At 38.4% G+C, this 17,535-nt stretch carries 13 protein-coding genes; 10 read left to right on the top strand and 3 right to left on the bottom strand.

All coding sequences use genetic code 11. The features are described from left to right. Positions 1-16 precede the first annotated feature (16 nt). From GQ590_RS10230 to GQ590_RS10220, 3 genes are read right to left on the bottom strand one after another with little or no spacing between them, the layout of a single operon-like run. Positions 17-856 carry a DmsC/YnfH family molybdoenzyme membrane anchor subunit gene (locus GQ590_RS10230; protein WP_160408831.1) on the bottom strand — a complete coding sequence of 280 codons (840 nt, stop codon included), beginning with the start codon at positions 854-856 and terminating at the stop codon, positions 17-19. 1 nt (position 857) lies between these two features. Further along, a complete protein-coding gene (locus GQ590_RS10225) occupies positions 858-1,472 on the bottom strand; it encodes a DMSO/selenate family reductase complex B subunit (protein ID WP_160408828.1) in 615 nt (204 codons plus the stop codon). A gap of 2 nt (positions 1,473-1,474) precedes the next feature. Then, on the bottom strand, positions 1,475-3,949 hold the full coding sequence (locus GQ590_RS10220) for a DMSO/selenate family reductase complex A subunit (RefSeq protein ID WP_160408826.1): 2,475 nt from the start codon (positions 3,947-3,949) through the stop codon (positions 1,475-1,477). Positions 3,950-4,231: 282 nt separating this feature from the next. Between GQ590_RS10220 and parE the strand changes: the two genes are divergently transcribed. From parE to GQ590_RS10170, 10 genes are all read left to right on the top strand, one after another. Further along, positions 4,232-6,121, top strand: a complete 1,890-nt coding sequence (gene parE, locus GQ590_RS10215; RefSeq protein WP_160408824.1) for a DNA topoisomerase IV subunit B — start codon at positions 4,232-4,234, stop codon at positions 6,119-6,121. 27 nt (positions 6,122-6,148) lie between these two features. Next, positions 6,149-8,377: a DNA topoisomerase IV subunit A gene (gene parC / locus GQ590_RS10210; RefSeq protein WP_160408822.1), complete on the top strand. Its 2,229-nt coding sequence runs from the start codon at positions 6,149-6,151 to the stop codon at positions 8,375-8,377. A 1-nt stretch (position 8,378) separates the two neighbouring features. Beyond that, positions 8,379-9,224 (top strand): co-chaperone DjlA, encoded by an 846-nt coding sequence (gene djlA, locus GQ590_RS10205; RefSeq protein WP_160408820.1) that lies wholly within the window; start codon positions 8,379-8,381, stop codon positions 9,222-9,224. Positions 9,225-9,238: 14 nt separating this feature from the next. After that, a complete protein-coding gene (locus tag GQ590_RS10200; RefSeq protein WP_160408852.1) occupies positions 9,239-10,684 on the top strand; it encodes a TrkH family potassium uptake protein in 1,446 nt (481 codons plus the stop codon). A 143-nt stretch (positions 10,685-10,827) separates the two neighbouring features. Further along, the gene (locus GQ590_RS10195; protein WP_160408818.1) at positions 10,828-12,402 is read left to right on the top strand and encodes a TerC family protein; all 1,575 of its coding nucleotides are present in this window, start codon (positions 10,828-10,830) and stop codon (positions 12,400-12,402) included. Between the two features lie 200 nt (positions 12,403-12,602). Then, the gene (locus GQ590_RS10190; RefSeq protein ID WP_160408816.1) at positions 12,603-13,913 is read left to right on the top strand and encodes an NCS2 family permease; all 1,311 of its coding nucleotides are present in this window, start codon (positions 12,603-12,605) and stop codon (positions 13,911-13,913) included. A 312-nt stretch (positions 13,914-14,225) separates the two neighbouring features. Continuing rightward, positions 14,226-14,600, top strand: a complete 375-nt coding sequence (rpsL, locus tag GQ590_RS10185; protein ID WP_034883792.1) for a 30S ribosomal protein S12 — start codon at positions 14,226-14,228, stop codon at positions 14,598-14,600. 99 nt (positions 14,601-14,699) lie between these two features. Beyond that, positions 14,700-15,170: a 30S ribosomal protein S7 gene (gene rpsG / locus GQ590_RS10180; protein ID WP_034915550.1), complete on the top strand. Its 471-nt coding sequence runs from the start codon at positions 14,700-14,702 to the stop codon at positions 15,168-15,170. 108 nt (positions 15,171-15,278) lie between these two features. Beyond that, positions 15,279-17,381 (top strand): elongation factor G, encoded by a 2,103-nt coding sequence (fusA, locus tag GQ590_RS10175; protein WP_160408814.1) that lies wholly within the window; start codon positions 15,279-15,281, stop codon positions 17,379-17,381. Between the two features lie 69 nt (positions 17,382-17,450). Then, the coding region (locus tag GQ590_RS10170; RefSeq protein ID WP_010312103.1) for a GTP-binding protein at positions 17,451-17,535 on the top strand (85 nt) is incomplete at its 3' end.

Here is a 17,535-nt window from a genome sequence, read left to right as displayed (position 1 = left end):
TCATATTGATGATGCATTACATCGGAATTGTCCATAAGTTATAAAATGCAATGCGCCCACTGATTTCGCCAATGAAGATACCAATAAAAGCAAAGCTATAAATGATCGTTGCATGCCGTTTTTGCCAAATGTTGATAGTCATTAATATCAATGCCATGATTAATAGTATGCATTCGGTTATCATCCAACTATGTTGTTGATGAGTGAGCTCTGGTGCGATTGTGGTCATTAAGTTGGCATAAGGCACTTTCAATAAAATAATAAATAAGCTTCCTATCACACAAGCTATATAACCAAGCCGCGGTAGTCCTAATAGCGCAATAGCAACGCCCCCTAAAGCTAGCATGGCGGTGTACATTTGTATAGCGGTGTAATAGGTGTTCCATGTTTTTACGGTCGGTAGCATATAGGTTAATACGATCGTCCAAACAAAAAATAGGCTAATGATAATTAAAAGTGTCGCCAATATTTGGTCTAAATGTGGAATTTGCTTGAGCTGTAAACAAATCTTTTTGATTATTTTTAATTTATTGGTATTTGGATGTTGTGCATAATAATTTATTAGCACCCATGCAAAGGTGACACCGAATAATACACCAAAAGTGAAAATTTCATTACTCATTGGTGATCGCCCAATACCAAATATCACATTTAACGCACGCAAGGGTTTACCTAAGTGAAACGAGGCTAGCGCCATACCTATAGCCATAAAAACTAGAGCGGTTATATTGATTTTTTGGATAATAATACTTCGATTTGGGTCACGATTAACTAAATAAAATAACCCTCCTAACCATACCATGCCAGCGGATAACTGCCCAAATACAGTAAAAAAAACTAATGGTAATTCATGCATGTTAAACCTCCTCAGGGTTGAGTATTTGTCCTAATGTATCACCCGAGACTTTCGCTTGTGGATGAGGTTTGATAACAATGTTTGGTTTGGTTAGGTTTTCGTTTGGTAACGGAGCAATATTTCGTTCATTGCCATGTCGCTGACGCAGTTTTTCAATTTCGTCAAAATCTAATGCTCTTTGTGGGCAGGATTCGACACAAACGGGTTTTAGCCCTTGTTCGACACGTTCATAACAGCCGTCGCATTTTGACATAACCTTTTTTTGATGGTCAAACTGTGGCGCACCATATGGGCAACGCATTTCGCAATATCGGCAACCAATACAGACATCTTGATTAACTACAACTAACCCATCTTGTTTGCGTTTATGCATTGCACCCGTTGGGCAACCTTGTACACAAGTAGGCTGTTCACAATGGTTACAGGAAATCGATAAATAATAAGTAAAGGTATCATTTTGCCAAATACCATCAATTTGTTGCCATGTACCTCCGCCATATTCATAAACTCGGCGAAAATGAACGCCTAATGCGTTGTCTTTTTCGTCTTTGCAACTAAGTTGGCAGGTTTTACATCCTGTACATTTTGAAGAATCGATATAAAATCCATATTGCATTTTTATTGCCCCCCTGTTACTGGCAATGTCGATGATTCAGCCGATAATGGTTTAACATCAACCAAATTAGTATGTTGTGAGTTTGATTTAGCCAACACACTTGGACGCAACGAAGTTAAGCGGTTAATACATCCGCCAATATCAACCCCTGATGCATTAGTTTTGGCCCACATACCTTGAGGTATTGCTACCACACCCGGTAATATCCGTGGCGTAACTTTGGCAGAAATATAAAGCCGACCGCGATCGTTGTAAACCTCAACTAATTGACCATGTTTAATTTGCCTTTGTTTGGCATCAAATGGATTAATCCAAAGGCTATTGGCTACTGCTTCACGTAGTTGTGGTAAGTTGCTGTAAGTAGAATGGCAATGCCCTTTGGTATGAAAACCTATAAGTTGCAATGGGTATTTTTCGCGTTTTGATTTATCTTCACTCCCTTCAATGGCAGGTAAATAGGCGGGAATAGGGTGAAGAAAATCCTCAGGATCGAGTTCCCATTCATTGGCGATGGTAGCTAATGCTTCTGAATAGATTTCTATTTTTCCTGATGGTGTATTTAATGGGTTTTTAATAGGATCGTCTCGAAAGGCTTTTAGTGCAATCTGGGTATCGCTATCAGCTAGCTTGCGATCAATAACGCCCATACCATCAGTATTGGCAAAAGGTGGTAAATGGGTTTCACTTTTGCGTAGTTTTTCATAACAGTAGGCTATCCAATCTTCTTGCGTTCGCCCTTCGGTAAATTTGTCCTTTACGCCCATAATTTTGGACAGCTCAGTTAATACTTCATAAGCTGGGCGGTTTTCCCAAAGTGGTGTTATTGCGCGTTGCATACGGATAAGGTAGTGATAAGCACCCGATGCATAAGAGTTATTAATCAAATCGTTACTTTCAACCGATGAAACATCGGGCAAGACTAAGTCTGCATATTTTGCCGAGGCGGTCATATGCGTATCCCAAACAAGAATAAACTCACATTTAGACTCGTCTTGCAAAATTTGGTGTGTTCGATTTAGGTCAGCATGCTGATTACCAATTACATTGCTAGCATAACTCCAGAGGAATTTTATTCCAACATCAAGTTTATTTTTATTGAGTAAATAGGCGTTTTTGGCAGTCATACTAAGTGGATCTTCAATTGCTTTAGTCCACAAAAAGAAGGGAATGCTAGTTTTTATTGGATTAGGGATGCTTAAGCTTGGAACAGGATAAGTAACACTGCCTCCCCATGTACCAATATTAGTGCCTGGTTTACCAAATTGACCAGTGATAATTGGCAATATCATAATCGCCCTTGTGGTATGTTCACCATTTTGCCAACGCTGCGCTCCCCAACCTTGAGAAATCCAAGCAGCTTTAGCATTCACTATATCCATCGCAAGTTTGCGAATTTGCATAGCTGAAATGCCTGTTTTTTTCGCTGCCCATTCAGGGGTTTTGGGCGTTCGGTCATTACCTAATCCTAAAATATAGGACTTATAATCGCTAAAAGGTGGTGCGCTGTCAGGTAAGCAATCAGCACTCCAACCAACACAATATTGGTTAAGCATTGCATCATCAATACGATTTTCTTCAAGTAAAGCATAGATAATTGCAGCAACTAAAGCAGCATCTGTTCCGGGAATAATGGGAATCCACTCCGCATTATAACCGACAACGCTTTCATTACGCCTAGGATCAATAATAATAACTCGTGCTTTGCTTTGCGATAATGCATTAAATAACTCCGTAACTTGCCCACCGCCAGACATGCGAGTTTCGGCAATGTTCTGCCCAAACATCACGACTAAATCAGAGTGCTTTATTTGATCAATCAATGACTCTTTAGCATTACCATAAATATAAGGCCGAATAGCTGTTATCTGTCCACTTGAATAGTCACCATGATAATTAAGATAACCACCAATAGTACTTAAAAATCGCTTACAGGCACTGCGTCCTGAAATATTTGCACCTGTTGTACCTGTTCCATATTGATAATAAATTGCCTCATTACCATAATTATTAATGGTATATTTGAGTTTATCTGCTAATAAATTAATAGCCTCATCCCACGAAATCCGTTTAAATTTACCTTCACCACGCTTACCAATCCGTAACATTGGATATTTTAAGCGCTCAGGATCGTAAGTGCGCCATCGCACTGAGCGCCCACGCAAACAAGGGCGAATTTGGTGCTGACCAAAAGTTGGTTCATTAATGCCGTCTTCTGATGATATTTTGGTGATAATATCGTTTTTGACATGGACTTTTAAAGGACATCGGCTGCCACAATTAACTAAACATGCGCTATAAAAAATTTGCTCTTTGTCTGTCGGATTGGGAGCTATTTTATTGTTAACATCGGTATTTGGCTCTGCATAGGCAAATGGTAATTGCATATTGCTAGTTAAAGCGGCTACACCACCAATGGTTAATGATTTTTGTAAAAAATCACGCCGACTTATAGCATGGGTATCTTTTGACTTGCTCACTTAATTCCCCTATTTTTTGTATGGGATTTATTTGTCATAATACTAAAAATACGATAAAAAAATGAAAAGATCAAAAACTATCATTAACTATTATCAAAATACAATAATGTAATGAAATGAAATAAAAATTGCGCTAAAAAGCTAAACAATAAATACTCTTTTCTAACCAATATGATAAGTTAAATTTATAATTCTAACCTTAGCACTTTCACCATTGACCTTGGTCTTATGGTTCAAAGGTTGGTATAATAGCTGTCATTTATTAGAATAAATAGAAAAACTATGTCACAATCTACTTATAATGCCGTTGATATTGAAGTATTAAAAGGCCTTGATCCTGTTCGTCACCGCCCTGGTATGTACACTGATACCGCTCGTCCAAACCATTTAGGTCAAGAAGTCATTGATAACAGTGTCGATGAAGCCATTGCTGGCCATGCTCGTCAAATCAAAGTAACACTTTATGAAGATAACTCACTTGAGGTAATTGATGACGGGCGTGGTATGCCTGTTGATATTCACCCTGAAGAAGGGGTGCCTGCAATTGAGTTATTGCTTTGTCGTTTGCATGCAGGGGGTAAGTTTTCGAACAAGAATTATCAGTTTTCAGGCGGTTTACACGGTGTAGGTATTTCGGTTGTTAATGCATTATCAAAACGTGTTGAAGTCACTGTTCATCGTGATGGGCAAGTGTATGAGATAGCCTTTGAAAATGGTAATAAAGTTGAAGACTTACACATCACTGGTACATGTGGGCGTCGTAATACCGGCACTAAAGTGCATTTTTGGCCAGACGAAAAATATTTTGATTCACCTCGATTTTCTGTGCCACGCTTGTCGCATCTACTTAAAGCCAAAGCGGTTCTTTGCCCTGGCCTTGAAATCACTTTTAAAGATAAAATTAACAATACCGAACAACGCTGGTGTTATCAAGATGGATTAAAAGACTATTTGATGGAGTCGGTAAGTGGTTATACACTTTTACCTGAAACGCCATTTACAGGTAGCCACACTGGCGAAACAGAAGCGGTTGAATGGGCACTGCTTTGGATGCCAGAAGGGGGTGAACTATTAACTGAAAGTTACGTTAACTTAATCCCAACCGTTCAAGGTGGTACGCACGTTAATGGGTTACGTCAAGGGTTGTTAGACGCTATGCGTGAATTTTGTGAGTTTCGTAATTTATTACCACGAGGCTTGAAATTAACTGCTGATGATATTTGGGAACGCTGTGCTTATGTTATTTCAGTTAAAATGCAAGAACCACAATTTGCGGGTCAAACCAAAGAGCGCTTATCATCACGCCAATGCGCGGCCTTTGTGTCGGCAATTGTTAAAGACGCTTTTAGCCTTTGGTTAAATCAACATGTTCAATTAGCTGAACTACTAGCTGAAATGGTGATTTCAAGCGCGCAAAAACGTTTAAAAGCCTCTAAAAAGGTTATTCGCAAAAAGCTGACTAGTGGTCCTGCACTACCCGGGAAACTGGCTGATTGCTCATCGCAAGATTTAAGTCGTACTGAACTATTTTTAGTGGAAGGGGACTCGGCAGGCGGTTCAGCTAAACAGGCTCGAGATCGTGAGTTTCAAGCGATTATGCCACTTAAAGGTAAGATTTTAAATACTTGGGAAGTCTCATCTGACGAGGTGCTGGGTTCACAAGAGATTCATGATATTTCAGTCGCTATTGGTATCGACCCAGATAGTGATGATTTAAGCCAATTACGCTATGGTAAGATCTGTATTTTAGCCGATGCCGATTCTGATGGGCTACATATTGCTACATTGCTTTGTGCGTTATTTGTTCGACACTTTCGTGCGATGGTTGAACATGGACATGTGTTTGTTGCAATGCCCCCTCTTTACCGTATCGATTTAGGAAAAGAAGTCCATTACGCTCTAGATGAAGAAGAAAAAGAAGGCATTTTAGAACAACTAAAACGCAAAAAAGGCAAACCAAACGTACAACGTTTTAAAGGCCTTGGTGAAATGAATCCGCTACAACTGCGAGAAACAACAATGGATCCCAATACACGCCGTTTAGTGCAACTGTCACTTGATGATGCCGAACAAACGATGGCATTAATGGATATGCTACTTGCTAAAAAACGCTCAGAAGATCGCCGCGAATGGTTACAAGAAAAAGGCGATCAAGTTGAACTTGATGTCTAACAAACAGAATGATTTAGAGGAACAATAATGAGTGAGATAACTCATGACGGAGTAGAAATCCAGTCGTTACGAACTTTTACCGAAAGCGCCTATTTAAACTACTCAATGTATGTCATTATGGATCGTGCCTTGCCATTTATTGGAGATGGCTTAAAACCAGTGCAACGACGCATTGTTTATGCTATGTCTGAATTAGGGCTTAATGCGCAAGCTAAATTCAAAAAATCAGCCCGTACCGTGGGTGATGTACTTGGTAAATATCATCCTCATGGTGATAGCGCCTGTTACGAAGCTATGGTGCTAATGGCTCAGCCGTTTTCTTACCGTTACCCTTTAGTTGATGGGCAAGGTAACTGGGGGGCACCGGATGATCCTAAATCATTTGCAGCAATGCGTTATACTGAATCACGCTTATCAAAATATGCTGAGCTGTTATTAGGTGAATTAGGTCAAGGAACGGTTGATTATACGCCTAACTTTGATGGTACCTTACAAGAACCGAAAATGTTACCAGCCAGATTGCCAAATATTTTATTAAATGGCACAACAGGAATTGCGGTTGGTATGGCAACCGATATTCCACCTCATAACATTCGCGAAGTAGCGAATGCCGCGATGATGCTGGCTGATAATCCGAATGCGACACTCAGCGAAGTGATGGCTCACATACAAGGGCCTGACTTCCCTACTGAAGCCGAAATTATCACGCCACGTGACGATATCGAAAAGATCTACAAAACAGGACGTGGGTCAATTCGTATGCGTGCAGTGTGGAAAAAAGAAGACGGTGATATTGTTATTACCGATTTACCACATCAAGTTTCAGGCGCCAAAATTTTAGAGCAAATTGCTTCGCAAATGCGAGCTAAAAAGCTCCCATTAATTGAAGATTTGCGTGATGAGTCTGATCACGAAAATCCTACACGCTTAGTCATTGTGCCGCGTTCAAATCGAGTAGATTTAGAGCAAGTGATGAATCATCTATTTGCCACAACCGATCTCGAAAAAAGTTATCGGGTTAATATGAATATGATTGGGCTTGATAATCGCCCATCAGTAAAAGGCTTAGTTGAAATTCTTACTGAATGGCTAGAGTATCGAAAAAACACCGTTACTCGACGTTTAAATTATCGCTTAGATAAAATATTAAAACGATTGCATATCCTTGATGGTTTATTGATTGCGTTTTTAAACATCGATGGAGTTATCGAAATTATTCGCAACGAAGACGAACCAAAGCAAGAATTAATGAGCCGTTTTGCATTAACCGATATTCAAGCCGAAGCGATTTTAGAATTAAAACTCCGCCATTTAGCCAAACTTGAAGAAGTCCGCATTAAAAGTGAACAAAATGAGCTTACTAAAGAACGTGATCACTTGCAAACTTTGTTAGCTTCGCCTAAAAAGCTGAGTAATTTAATTAAAAAAGAGTTAAAAGAAGATGCTGAAAAATATGGTGATAAGCGCCGTTCGCCAATTGTTGAACGTAGCGAAGCTAAAGCAATCAGTGAACAAGAATTAACCCCATCAGAACCTGTTACTGTGATTTTATCTGAAATGGGCTGGGTCAGAACAGCTAAAGGTCATGATATTGATCCGGTTGGCTTAAGTTATAAAGCAGGTGATAGTTTTAAAGCGGCAGCAAAAGGAAAAAGTAATCAACCCGTTATCTTTATCGATTCAACGGGTCGTAGCTATGCCATAGATCCCAACACATTACCTTCAGCACGAAGCCAAGGTGAACCATTAACAGGCAAACTAGCCCTACCTGCTGGTGCAACAGTTGAGCATGTTTTGATGTCGCAAAGCGATAATCAAAAATTTTTACTAGCGTCAACTGCAGGCTATGGTTTTATTTGTCAGTTCAGCGATTTAGTCGCTCGCAATCGCAACGGTAAGGCTATTATCAATTTACCTAAAGATTCCAACATTCTTGCACCAATAGAGATTCCTTCTGAAGATAGCTTATTATTATCAATTACTAAAGCAGGACGAATGCTTATTTTCCCTGTAAAAGATTTACCTGAACTTGCTAAAGGGAAAGGAAATAAAATTGTGTCGCTATCTGGCGCAGACGATAGCCTTTCTTATATGATGTTCATTACGCCAGAAACATCAGTAACATTATATGTTGGTAAACGCAAACTTACGTTGCATCCTGCTGATTTACAAAAATTTAAAGCAGAACGAGCACGAAAAGGTACCGCATTACCACGAGGTTTGCAAAAGATAGATCAAATTGAGGTAAACGAATAATATGTCTTTTATTTGGGCAATCATTACGGGGGTTGTTTTAAGCATTGTATTAAAAACAGGATGGGGATTTTTCCTTGGGCTTTTTATTGGACCAATGCTTTACCGCAAACTTTGCAACACTCTGACAGAACAAAGAACACAAGCAAATCCGACCCTTTATTTAACGGTTGTATTTGAAGTGCTTGGTCATTTAAGCAAAGCCAAAGGCGTGGTAACACAAGATGATATTAATCTTGCCAGTCAATTTATGGATAAACTACAACTTGATAGTAACAGTCGCAAACTAGCACAAGAATCATTTAATCGTGGTAAAGCTAGTGATTACCCTTTGCGATCACGTTTAGCTGAACTATACTCACAATATCGTTACCGACGTAATGTTTTAAATATTTTTTGTGAGCAACTGATCCAAGCCGCATTAATTGATGGTGTTTTAGATGAAAAAGAACAACAAATTCTTTTCATTGTTGCTGACGAATTTCATATTCCACGTCAACAAATGGCAATCTATATCCAAATGATGATGGGAAGTTACCATTTTCGTCAAAATAACTACAGAAGCCAACAAGATCAGCAAGGTCAATATCAACATAATAATCGCTATGGTGGTTACCAAGGTCGCTCAGCACAATCCGATCTACAAAATGCTTACAAAATTTTAGGTGTTGAGTCGACTGCCGAAATATCAGAAATCAAAAGAGCTTATCGAAAATTGATGAACGAACATCATCCCGACAAATTAGTATCTAAAGGTTTACCTAAAGAGATGCTTGAAGCTGCCAAAAAACGGGCACAAGAAATTCAAGCTGCTTATGATCTTATCAAAGCATCGCGTGGATTTAAGTAGAGACTATTATTATGATGCATTGGCGCTCCATTATTCGAATCATTGGATTATTAATTGCCCTGCTGTCGATATTCATGCTATTACCAGCACTAGTGGCATTAATCTATCGTGATGGCGCCGGTGCAATCTTTGTGCGCTCATTTTTTGCGGCATTGATTTTAGGATGTTTATTATGGTTGCCTAATCGCCATCATCGCCATGAACTAAATAGTCGTGAAGGTTTTCTTATCGTTGTGCTATTTTGGGTTGTGTTAGGTACAATCGGCGCTTTTCCTTTTATCTTTGATACACATATCAATCTAAATTTAACTAACGCATTTTTTGAATCGTTTTCAAGTTTAACCACCACTGGCGCTACCACTATTGTTAAGTTAGATCATCTACCTAAAGCGCTACTTTTTTATCGTCAATTATTGCAATGGCTTGGTGGTATGGGGATTATCGTACTTGCTGTTGCCATCTTACCTTTATTGGGCGTTGGGGGCATGCAACTTTATCGTGCTGAAATTCCTGGCCCACAAAAAGATAGCAAAATGCGCCCTCGTATTGCCGAAACAGCAAAAACACTTTGGTCAATTTATATTTTGCTTACTACACTTTGTGCGATCTGTTTATGGTTTGCAGGTATGAATATTTTTGATGCCATTTCGCATAGCTTTTCAACCATTTCAATGGGTGGATTTTCAACTCACGATGATAACCTTGCTTATTTTAATAGTGCTACCATTAATTATATTGTCACGCTCTTTTTAATCTTATCAGGTTGTAACTTTGCGCTACATTTTGCCGCATTAAGTGGATTTTCAATTAAGGTTTACTGGCGAGATCAAGAATTTAGGAATTTTGTTTTTATTCTAGCTATTTTAATTGCAATTTGTGCATTTGGTATTTATGTTTATCAACCAGAACGAAAATTAAGTATAGATAAAATAGTACTGCAAGTGGTATCAATAACGGCAACGGTTGGATTTACTGTTGATGATATCAACACATGGCCATCATCATTACCTATATTCTTATTATGTGCTTCATTTATTGGTGGTTGTGCAGGCTCAACAGGTGGCGGATTAAAAGTAGTTCGTGTGTTAATTTTGTTTATGCAAGGCTCGCGTGAATTAAAACGCCTTATTCACCCTAACGCAATTTATACCTTAAAGTTAAATAATCGTGTTGTTCCTGAACGTATTATCGAAGCGGTTTGGGGATTTTTTTCAGCCTATACATTAGTCTTTTTAGTTAGCCTATTTATTATTATGGCAACAGGTATTGATGCTACTGATTCCTTTTACATTGTTGCTTCATCACTTAATAACTTAGGTGTGGGGCTTGGTAATGTAAGTGATAATTTTGCTAGTGTCAGTGATATAGTAAAATGGGTAATGGTGGTTGACATGTTATTTGGGCGATTAGAAATATTTACCTTACTGGTTTTATTTACGCCTACTTTTTGGCGAAGTTAATTTTATACTAAAACATATACCTTTCCTGAAAGTTTTTAACAAAATACACAATTTTTATAAATATTTTATTGATTATTTAGTAAATTACAGACAGAATTACAGTGCAGCATGTGCTGTATTTATTAGAGGTAATCACCTGACATATGGAATGGATCATGGATCCTACAATCTGGATTGGCTTATCCACTCTGGTTGTACTTGAAATCGTCCTTGGTATTGATAACATTGTTTTTATTGCCATCCTTGCCGAGAAACTTCCACCCCATCAACGAGATAAAGCCCGAGTTACTGGTCTTGCCTTTGCATTAATTACACGAATATTGTTATTAATGTTCACTGGTTGGTTAGTTACGCTCACTACACCATTATTTTCGATATCTGGAATTAGCTTTAATGCGCGCCAACTGATTATGTTAATCGGTGGAGTATTTTTACTATTTAAAGCAACGATGGAGCTCAATGAACGTCTTGAAGGTTCGTCACACGAAGATGGTAAACCGAAAAAAACCTCACACTTTTGGACGGTTGTTGCGCAAATAGTGGTACTTGATGCGGTCTTTTCGCTAGACTCAGTCATTACAGCGGTTGGAATGGTTGAACATATTCCAGTCATGATTATTGCCGTGTGTATTGCCATTGCTATTATGATGGTTGCAAGTAAACCGCTTGCTAATTTTGTCAATGCTCACCCAACCATTGTTATCCTTTGTTTAAGCTTTTTATTGATGATTGGCTTTAGTCTGGTTGCTGAAGGCTTTGATTTTATGATTCCAAAAGGCTATCTATATGCGGCGATTGGTTTTTCTATTATGATTGAGTTTTTCAATCAATTAGCTATTTTTAACCGTCGAAAAGTATTAAATAAAAAACCATTACGAGAACGCACTGCCGAAGCAATCTTACATCTACTAAAAGGTGATGCCGAAGAAGACCCTGATATTAACACCGTGGATGTAACCTCTGATGCTAATAAAAAAGTATCCGTGTTTAATCATCAGGAACTAAGTATGGTTGAACGAGTCCTTGGTCTTGCACAACGCTCTGTTAGTAGCATTATGACATCTCGACTTGATGTTGATATGGTCAATATTAATGACGATCGTGATGTTATAATAAAAGAAATTTTTGATAATCCTCATTCTCGTTTAGTTGTCACTGATAATGACTCAATTGATGAGCCTTTAGGCATTATCCAAGTTAATGACCTTTTAAAAGATGTACTACAAAGCAAAGCACCGATCGATATACACTCACTAATCAAACAACCTTTAATCTTTCCAGAAACCGTATCGTTACTGGTTGCATTAGAACAATTTAAAAAGGCCAAAACTCATTTTGCTTTTGTGGTTGATGAATTTGGTTCAATGCAAGGGGTTGTCTCGGTAACAGATATTATCGAAACCATTGCTGGTGATTTTCCAACAGAAGAAGAGGAAATTGATGCTAAACATGATATTCAATGTCTAGATGATAATAGCTGGATTGCTAATGGTTATATTCCAGTTGAAGAGCTAATCCGTTTTGTACCAATACCGATCGATGATAAACGTGAATATCATACCCTAGCGGGGCTATTAATGGAAAAAGCTCAACATTTACTCAATGTTGGTGAAACCTTGCAAATTGGCGATTATTTATTTGAAGTAGCTGAAATAGAAAGTCATAGAATTCTTAAAGTAAAAATCACGTTAAATAAACCTGATTCTGTAGCATTATAATACAGCAAAGAGAAATAACTAGAATAACGCTTGACCAAAATAAATAACTAGCAATAATTGACGCTGAAAAATTTTTGTTTATTTGAAGGTGCGGAGTAAATACTCCTCATCTTTTTTATTTTTCCCCTTTAGTAAAAAAATAGGTAAAACTGTTTATAAACTTTTACTCTTACTTATCAATTTAAATTAGGCCTAAACTTATGAAGTCAATATTCGAAAAAACCTTTCAATTGAAAGAGAAAAAAACAACTATCGGTACTGAAATTATCGCTGGTTGTACTACCTTTTTAACAATGGTTTATATCATCTTCGTGAATCCTTCCATCTTATCAGCAACAGGTATGGATACTTCTGCTGTTTTTGTTCTAACTTGTATCGTAACAGCCTTTGCTACCATTTTAATGGGGTTATTTGCCAATTTACCAATTGCATTAGCACCTGCCATGGGGCTTAACGTCTTTTTTGCCTATGGCATATGTGGGGCAATGGGCTATTCTTGGCAAATTGGTATGGGAGCGATATTTTGGGGTTCTTTAATCTTTTTTGCGTTATCACTATTTAAAGTTCGTCACTGGTTAATTGAACATATTCCACAATGTTTGCGTGTAGGTATTAGTGCAGGTATTGGACTATTTATTGCTTTTATGGGATTTCAAAATATGGGCATTGTAGTCGCTTCTCCTTCCACACTATTAACTATGGGGAATATCTTATCGCTTAAAGTCCTATTAGGATCACTAGGTTTTTTCATCATTGTTATTTTAGCGGCTCGTAACTTTCATGCAGCAGTATTAATTTCAATTTTAGTTGTAACTTTATTAGCACTATGGCTCGATCCAAATATCAGTTACCAAGGTATTATATCTATGCCACCAAGTGTAACTAGCGTTGTTGGTCATGTAGATTTAGCTGGCTCGCTGAATATCGGTATCATGGGCGTTATTTTTTCAATAATGATTGTCAGCTTATTCGACTCATCAGGCACTATTTTAGCACTAACAGATAAAGCAGGTATTAGTGATGAAAAAGGTCGATTCCCCAAAATGCGTCAAGCGCTGTTAATTGATAGTTTTAGCTCATCTTTAGGTGGATTATTTGGTACATCATCAGTGTTAACCTATATTGAAAGTTCCGCAGGTATCTCTGTGGGTGGTCGAACAGGGTTAACCGCAGTAGTAGTTGGACTATTATTCTTATTGGTAGCCTTTTTCTCGCCACTGGCACATTTAGTACCTACCTATGCAACATCAGGCGCACTTATCTTTGTTGGGATCTTAATGGTTTCAAGCTTAGTTAAAGTTAACTGGTCTGACTTAACAGAGGCAACACCAGCTTTTATTACAGCAATTATGATGCCATTTGCCTTTGCAATTACTGAAGGGGTTGCACTAGGTTTTATCTCTTATGTCGTACTAAAAACCTTTACGGGTAAATTTAAAGATTTAAATCTTTGTGTGATTGTTTTTGCACTACTTTTTGCTTTAAAATTTATCTTTATTGATCATCATTAATAAGCAATTCCCTCACCAACAATTAGGTGGGGGAAAGACAAAATAGGTTAAAACAGCCAATAAAAATACCGATTGCTCATATCTTACGGCTAAAAACACCTGCCAACATTCCCCATTAAAATAGAATCATTATTTAGTAATAATTAAACTCAAAATCAAGCGCTTAATGTTCGTAAAAACTTGACATTGTCTTCCTTGGGGTCTAGAATCTTGCGACCCAAAACTTATATAAAATAGGTTTTGGTCTACAGTTATTAATTACGTATCTAAAAAGCAATTTTAAATTTATTTTAATTAATCAGGAGCTTATTAATGGCAACAATTAATCAGCTGGTACGCAAACCAAGAGCACTAAAGGAAGCAAAAAGCAATGTTCCTGCGCTTGAAGCATGCCCGCAAAAACGCGGTGTTTGTACTCGTGTTTACACAACTACACCGAAAAAACCAAACTCAGCATTACGTAAAGTATGTCGTGTACGCTTAACTAACGGTTTTGAAGTAACTTCTTACATTGGTGGTGAAGGTCATAACCTACAAGAGCATAGCGTAATTTTAATCCGTGGTGGTCGTGTTAAAGACTTACCAGGTGTGCGTTACCACACTGTTCGCGGTGCATTAGACTGTGCTGGTGTTAAAGACCGCAAACAAAGCCGTTCTAAATACGGTGTAAAACGACCTAAAGCTTAATGGAACTCCGTTAAGTAAGGCCAAACTATATCATTCCATTTAACTCATTTGAGTTTTGGGTAAACCTGAAAATTTATAACATATAAACGGAGTATTCCAATGCCACGTCGTCATGTTGTCGGTCAAAGAAAAATTCTTCCTGATCCGAAGTTCGGTTCAGAGTTACTGGCGAAATTTGTAAATATTTTAATGATAGATGGTAAAAAATCTATCGCAGAATCAATCGTATATTCAGCTCTTGATAAATTAGCTGAGCGTAGTGGAAAAGACCACTTAGCAGCTTTCGAAGTTGCACTAGATAACGTAAGACCAACTGTAGAAGTTAAGTCTCGTCGCGTTGGTGGTTCTACATACCAAGTTCCTGTTGAAGTGCGTCCAGTTCGTCGTAATGCACTTGCAATGCGTTGGATTGTAGATGCAGCTCGTAAACGTGGCGATAAATCAATGGCTTTACGCCTAGCGAATGAACTTATGGATGCTTTTGAGAACAAAGGTACCGCTGTGAAAAAACGCGAAGATGTTCATCGTATGGCTGAAGCTAATAGAGCGTTTGCACACTATCGTTGGTAATATTCGCGCTTATATAAGTGACTTGAATTAAGACTGAAAGCCCTTATCTGCTTTCAGTCAACCTAAATGATATATTGTTAAGCAAACGATTCTAACTAGAGGATTAATATGGCTCGTACAACCCCTATAGCACGCTACCGTAACATCGGTATCAGTGCACACATTGACGCAGGTAAAACAACAACGACTGAACGTATTTTGTTTTATACTGGTGTTAGTCACAAAATTGGTGAAGTTCATGATGGCGCAGCAACCATGGACTGGATGGAACAAGAACAAGAACGTGGTATTACTATCACATCTGCTGCAACAACAGCATTCTGGTCTGGTATGGGTCAACAATTTGAACCACACCGTATCAACATCATCGACACCCCAGGACACGTTGACTTCACAATCGAAGTAGAACGTTCTATGCGTGTTTTAGATGGTGCTGTGATGGTTTACTGTGCTGTTGGTGGTGTTCAACCACAATCAGAAACAGTATGGCGTCAAGCAAACAAATATAAAGTTCCACGTATTGCATTTGTCAACAAAATGGACCGTATGGGTGCTAACTTCTTACGCGTTGTTGATCAAATCAAAACACGTTTAGCAGCAGTTCCTGTGCCTTTAGTTTTACCAATCGGTGCTGAAGAAGCATTTACTGGTGTTGTTGATTTACTTAAACGTAAAGCAATTAACTGGAACGACGCTGATCAAGGCGTAACTTTCACTTATGAAGATGTACCAGCTGATATGGTTGAACAAGTTGAAGAATGGCGTTCATACCTAATCGAAGCTGCCGCTGAAGCAAGTGAAGAATTAATGGAAAAATACCTTGGTGGTGAAGAGTTAACTGAAGAAGAAGTTAAAGCAGCATTGCGTGAACGCGTACTTGCTAACGAAATCATCTTAGTAACTTGTGGTAGTGCCTTTAAAAATAAAGGTGTTCAATTCATGCTTGATGCAGTTGTTGAGTACTTACCTGCACCAACTGATGTACCTGCAATCAAAGGTGAATTACCAAATGGTGAAGCGGCTGAACGTCACTCAAGTGATGACGAACCATTCTCATCATTAGCGTTCAAAATCGCAACTGACCCATTTGTGGGTAACTTAACCTTCTTCCGTGTTTATTCAGGTGTGGTTAATTCTGGTGATACAGTTCTTAACTCTGTTAAAGATAAAAAAGAACGTTTTGGTCGTATCGTTCAGATGCATGCTAACAAACGTGAAGAAATCAAAGAAGTTCGCGCTGGTGACATCGCTGCTGCAATCGGTCTTAAAGATGTTACAACTGGTGATACACTTTGTGCTGAAAGCGCACCAATTATTCTTGAAAGAATGGAATTCCCAGAGCCGGTAATTTCGGTTGCTGTTGAACCAAAAACTAAAGCTGACCAAGAAAAAATGGGCCTTGCTTTAGGTCGACTAGCACAAGAAGACCCTTCATTCCGTGTTCACACTGATGAAGAATCTGGCCAAACCATTATTTCTGGTATGGGTGAGCTTCACTTAGAAATCATCGTTGACCGTATGAAACGTGAATTTAAAGTGGAAGCAAATGTTGGTAAACCACAAGTTGCTTACCGCGAAACAATTCGCAATGAAGTAGAACAAGAAGGTAAATTTGTTCGTCAGTCTGGTGGTCGTGGTCAATATGGTCATGTATGGTTAAAAATCAAACCATTGGAAGCGGGCGGCGAAGGCTACAAATTCAACAACGAAATCGTTGGTGGTGTGGTTCCTAAAGAATACATCCCTGCGGTTGACAAAGGCTGTCAAGAACAAATGAAAAACGGTGTTCTTGCTGGTTACCCAATTGTTGATGTTGAAGTTACTATCTTTGATGGTTCTTACCATGATGTTGACTCATCAGAAATGGCATTTAAAATTGCCGGTTCAATGGCATTTAAAGACGGCTTCATGAAAGCTAAACCAGTGCTTTTAGAACCGATTATGAAAGTAGAAGTTGAAACTCCTGAAGATTATATGGGTGACGTAATTGGTGACTTAAACCGTCGTCGTGGTATGATCGAAGGTATGGAAGATACTGCAACTGGTAAAACAGTAAAAGCACAAGTTCCACTTTCAGAAATGTTTGGTTATGCGACAGACCTTCGTTCACAAACACAAGGTCGTGCTTCTTACTCTATGGAGTTCTTGAAGTACAATGAAGCACCAACAAATATTGCAACCGCAATTATTGAAGCTCGTAAAGCGAAATAATTTTTATCTAAATAAAGTAACGCTTCCCTTAACAACATAAGGGAAGCGATTTAATAAAGGAACATTAAGATGTCTAAAGAAAAATTTGAACGTACAAAACCCCACGTTAACGTTGGTACAATCGGCCACGTTGACCATGGTAAAACAACTTTAA

The sequence above is a fragment of the Gilliamella sp. Lep-s35 genome (assembly GCF_009795845.1).
GTDB lineage: Bacteria > Pseudomonadota > Gammaproteobacteria > Enterobacterales > Orbaceae > Gilliamella.
This window is presented reverse-complemented; position numbering and strand designations above follow the sequence as displayed.

Excerpts from the sequence above, each read along its gene's own strand:
- GQ590_RS10230 (WP_160408831.1), bottom strand. The coding sequence starts at position 856 with ATGCATGAATTACCATTAGTTTTTTTTACTGTATTTGGGCAGTTATCC.
- GQ590_RS10225 (WP_160408828.1), bottom strand. The coding sequence starts at position 1,472 with ATGCAATATGGATTTTATATCGATTCTTCAAAATGTACAGGATGTAAA.
- parE (WP_160408824.1), top strand. The coding sequence starts at position 4,232 with ATGTCACAATCTACTTATAATGCCGTTGATATTGAAGTATTAAAAGGC.
- parC (WP_160408822.1), top strand. The coding sequence starts at position 6,149 with ATGAGTGAGATAACTCATGACGGAGTAGAAATCCAGTCGTTACGAACT.
- djlA (WP_160408820.1), top strand. The coding sequence starts at position 8,379 with ATGTCTTTTATTTGGGCAATCATTACGGGGGTTGTTTTAAGCATTGTA.
- GQ590_RS10200 (WP_160408852.1), top strand. The coding sequence starts at position 9,239 with ATGCATTGGCGCTCCATTATTCGAATCATTGGATTATTAATTGCCCTG.
- GQ590_RS10195 (WP_160408818.1), top strand. The coding sequence starts at position 10,828 with ATGGAATGGATCATGGATCCTACAATCTGGATTGGCTTATCCACTCTG.
- GQ590_RS10190 (WP_160408816.1), top strand. The coding sequence starts at position 12,603 with ATGAAGTCAATATTCGAAAAAACCTTTCAATTGAAAGAGAAAAAAACA.
- rpsL (WP_034883792.1), top strand. The coding sequence starts at position 14,226 with ATGGCAACAATTAATCAGCTGGTACGCAAACCAAGAGCACTAAAGGAA.
- rpsG (WP_034915550.1), top strand. The coding sequence starts at position 14,700 with ATGCCACGTCGTCATGTTGTCGGTCAAAGAAAAATTCTTCCTGATCCG.
- fusA (WP_160408814.1), top strand. The coding sequence starts at position 15,279 with ATGGCTCGTACAACCCCTATAGCACGCTACCGTAACATCGGTATCAGT.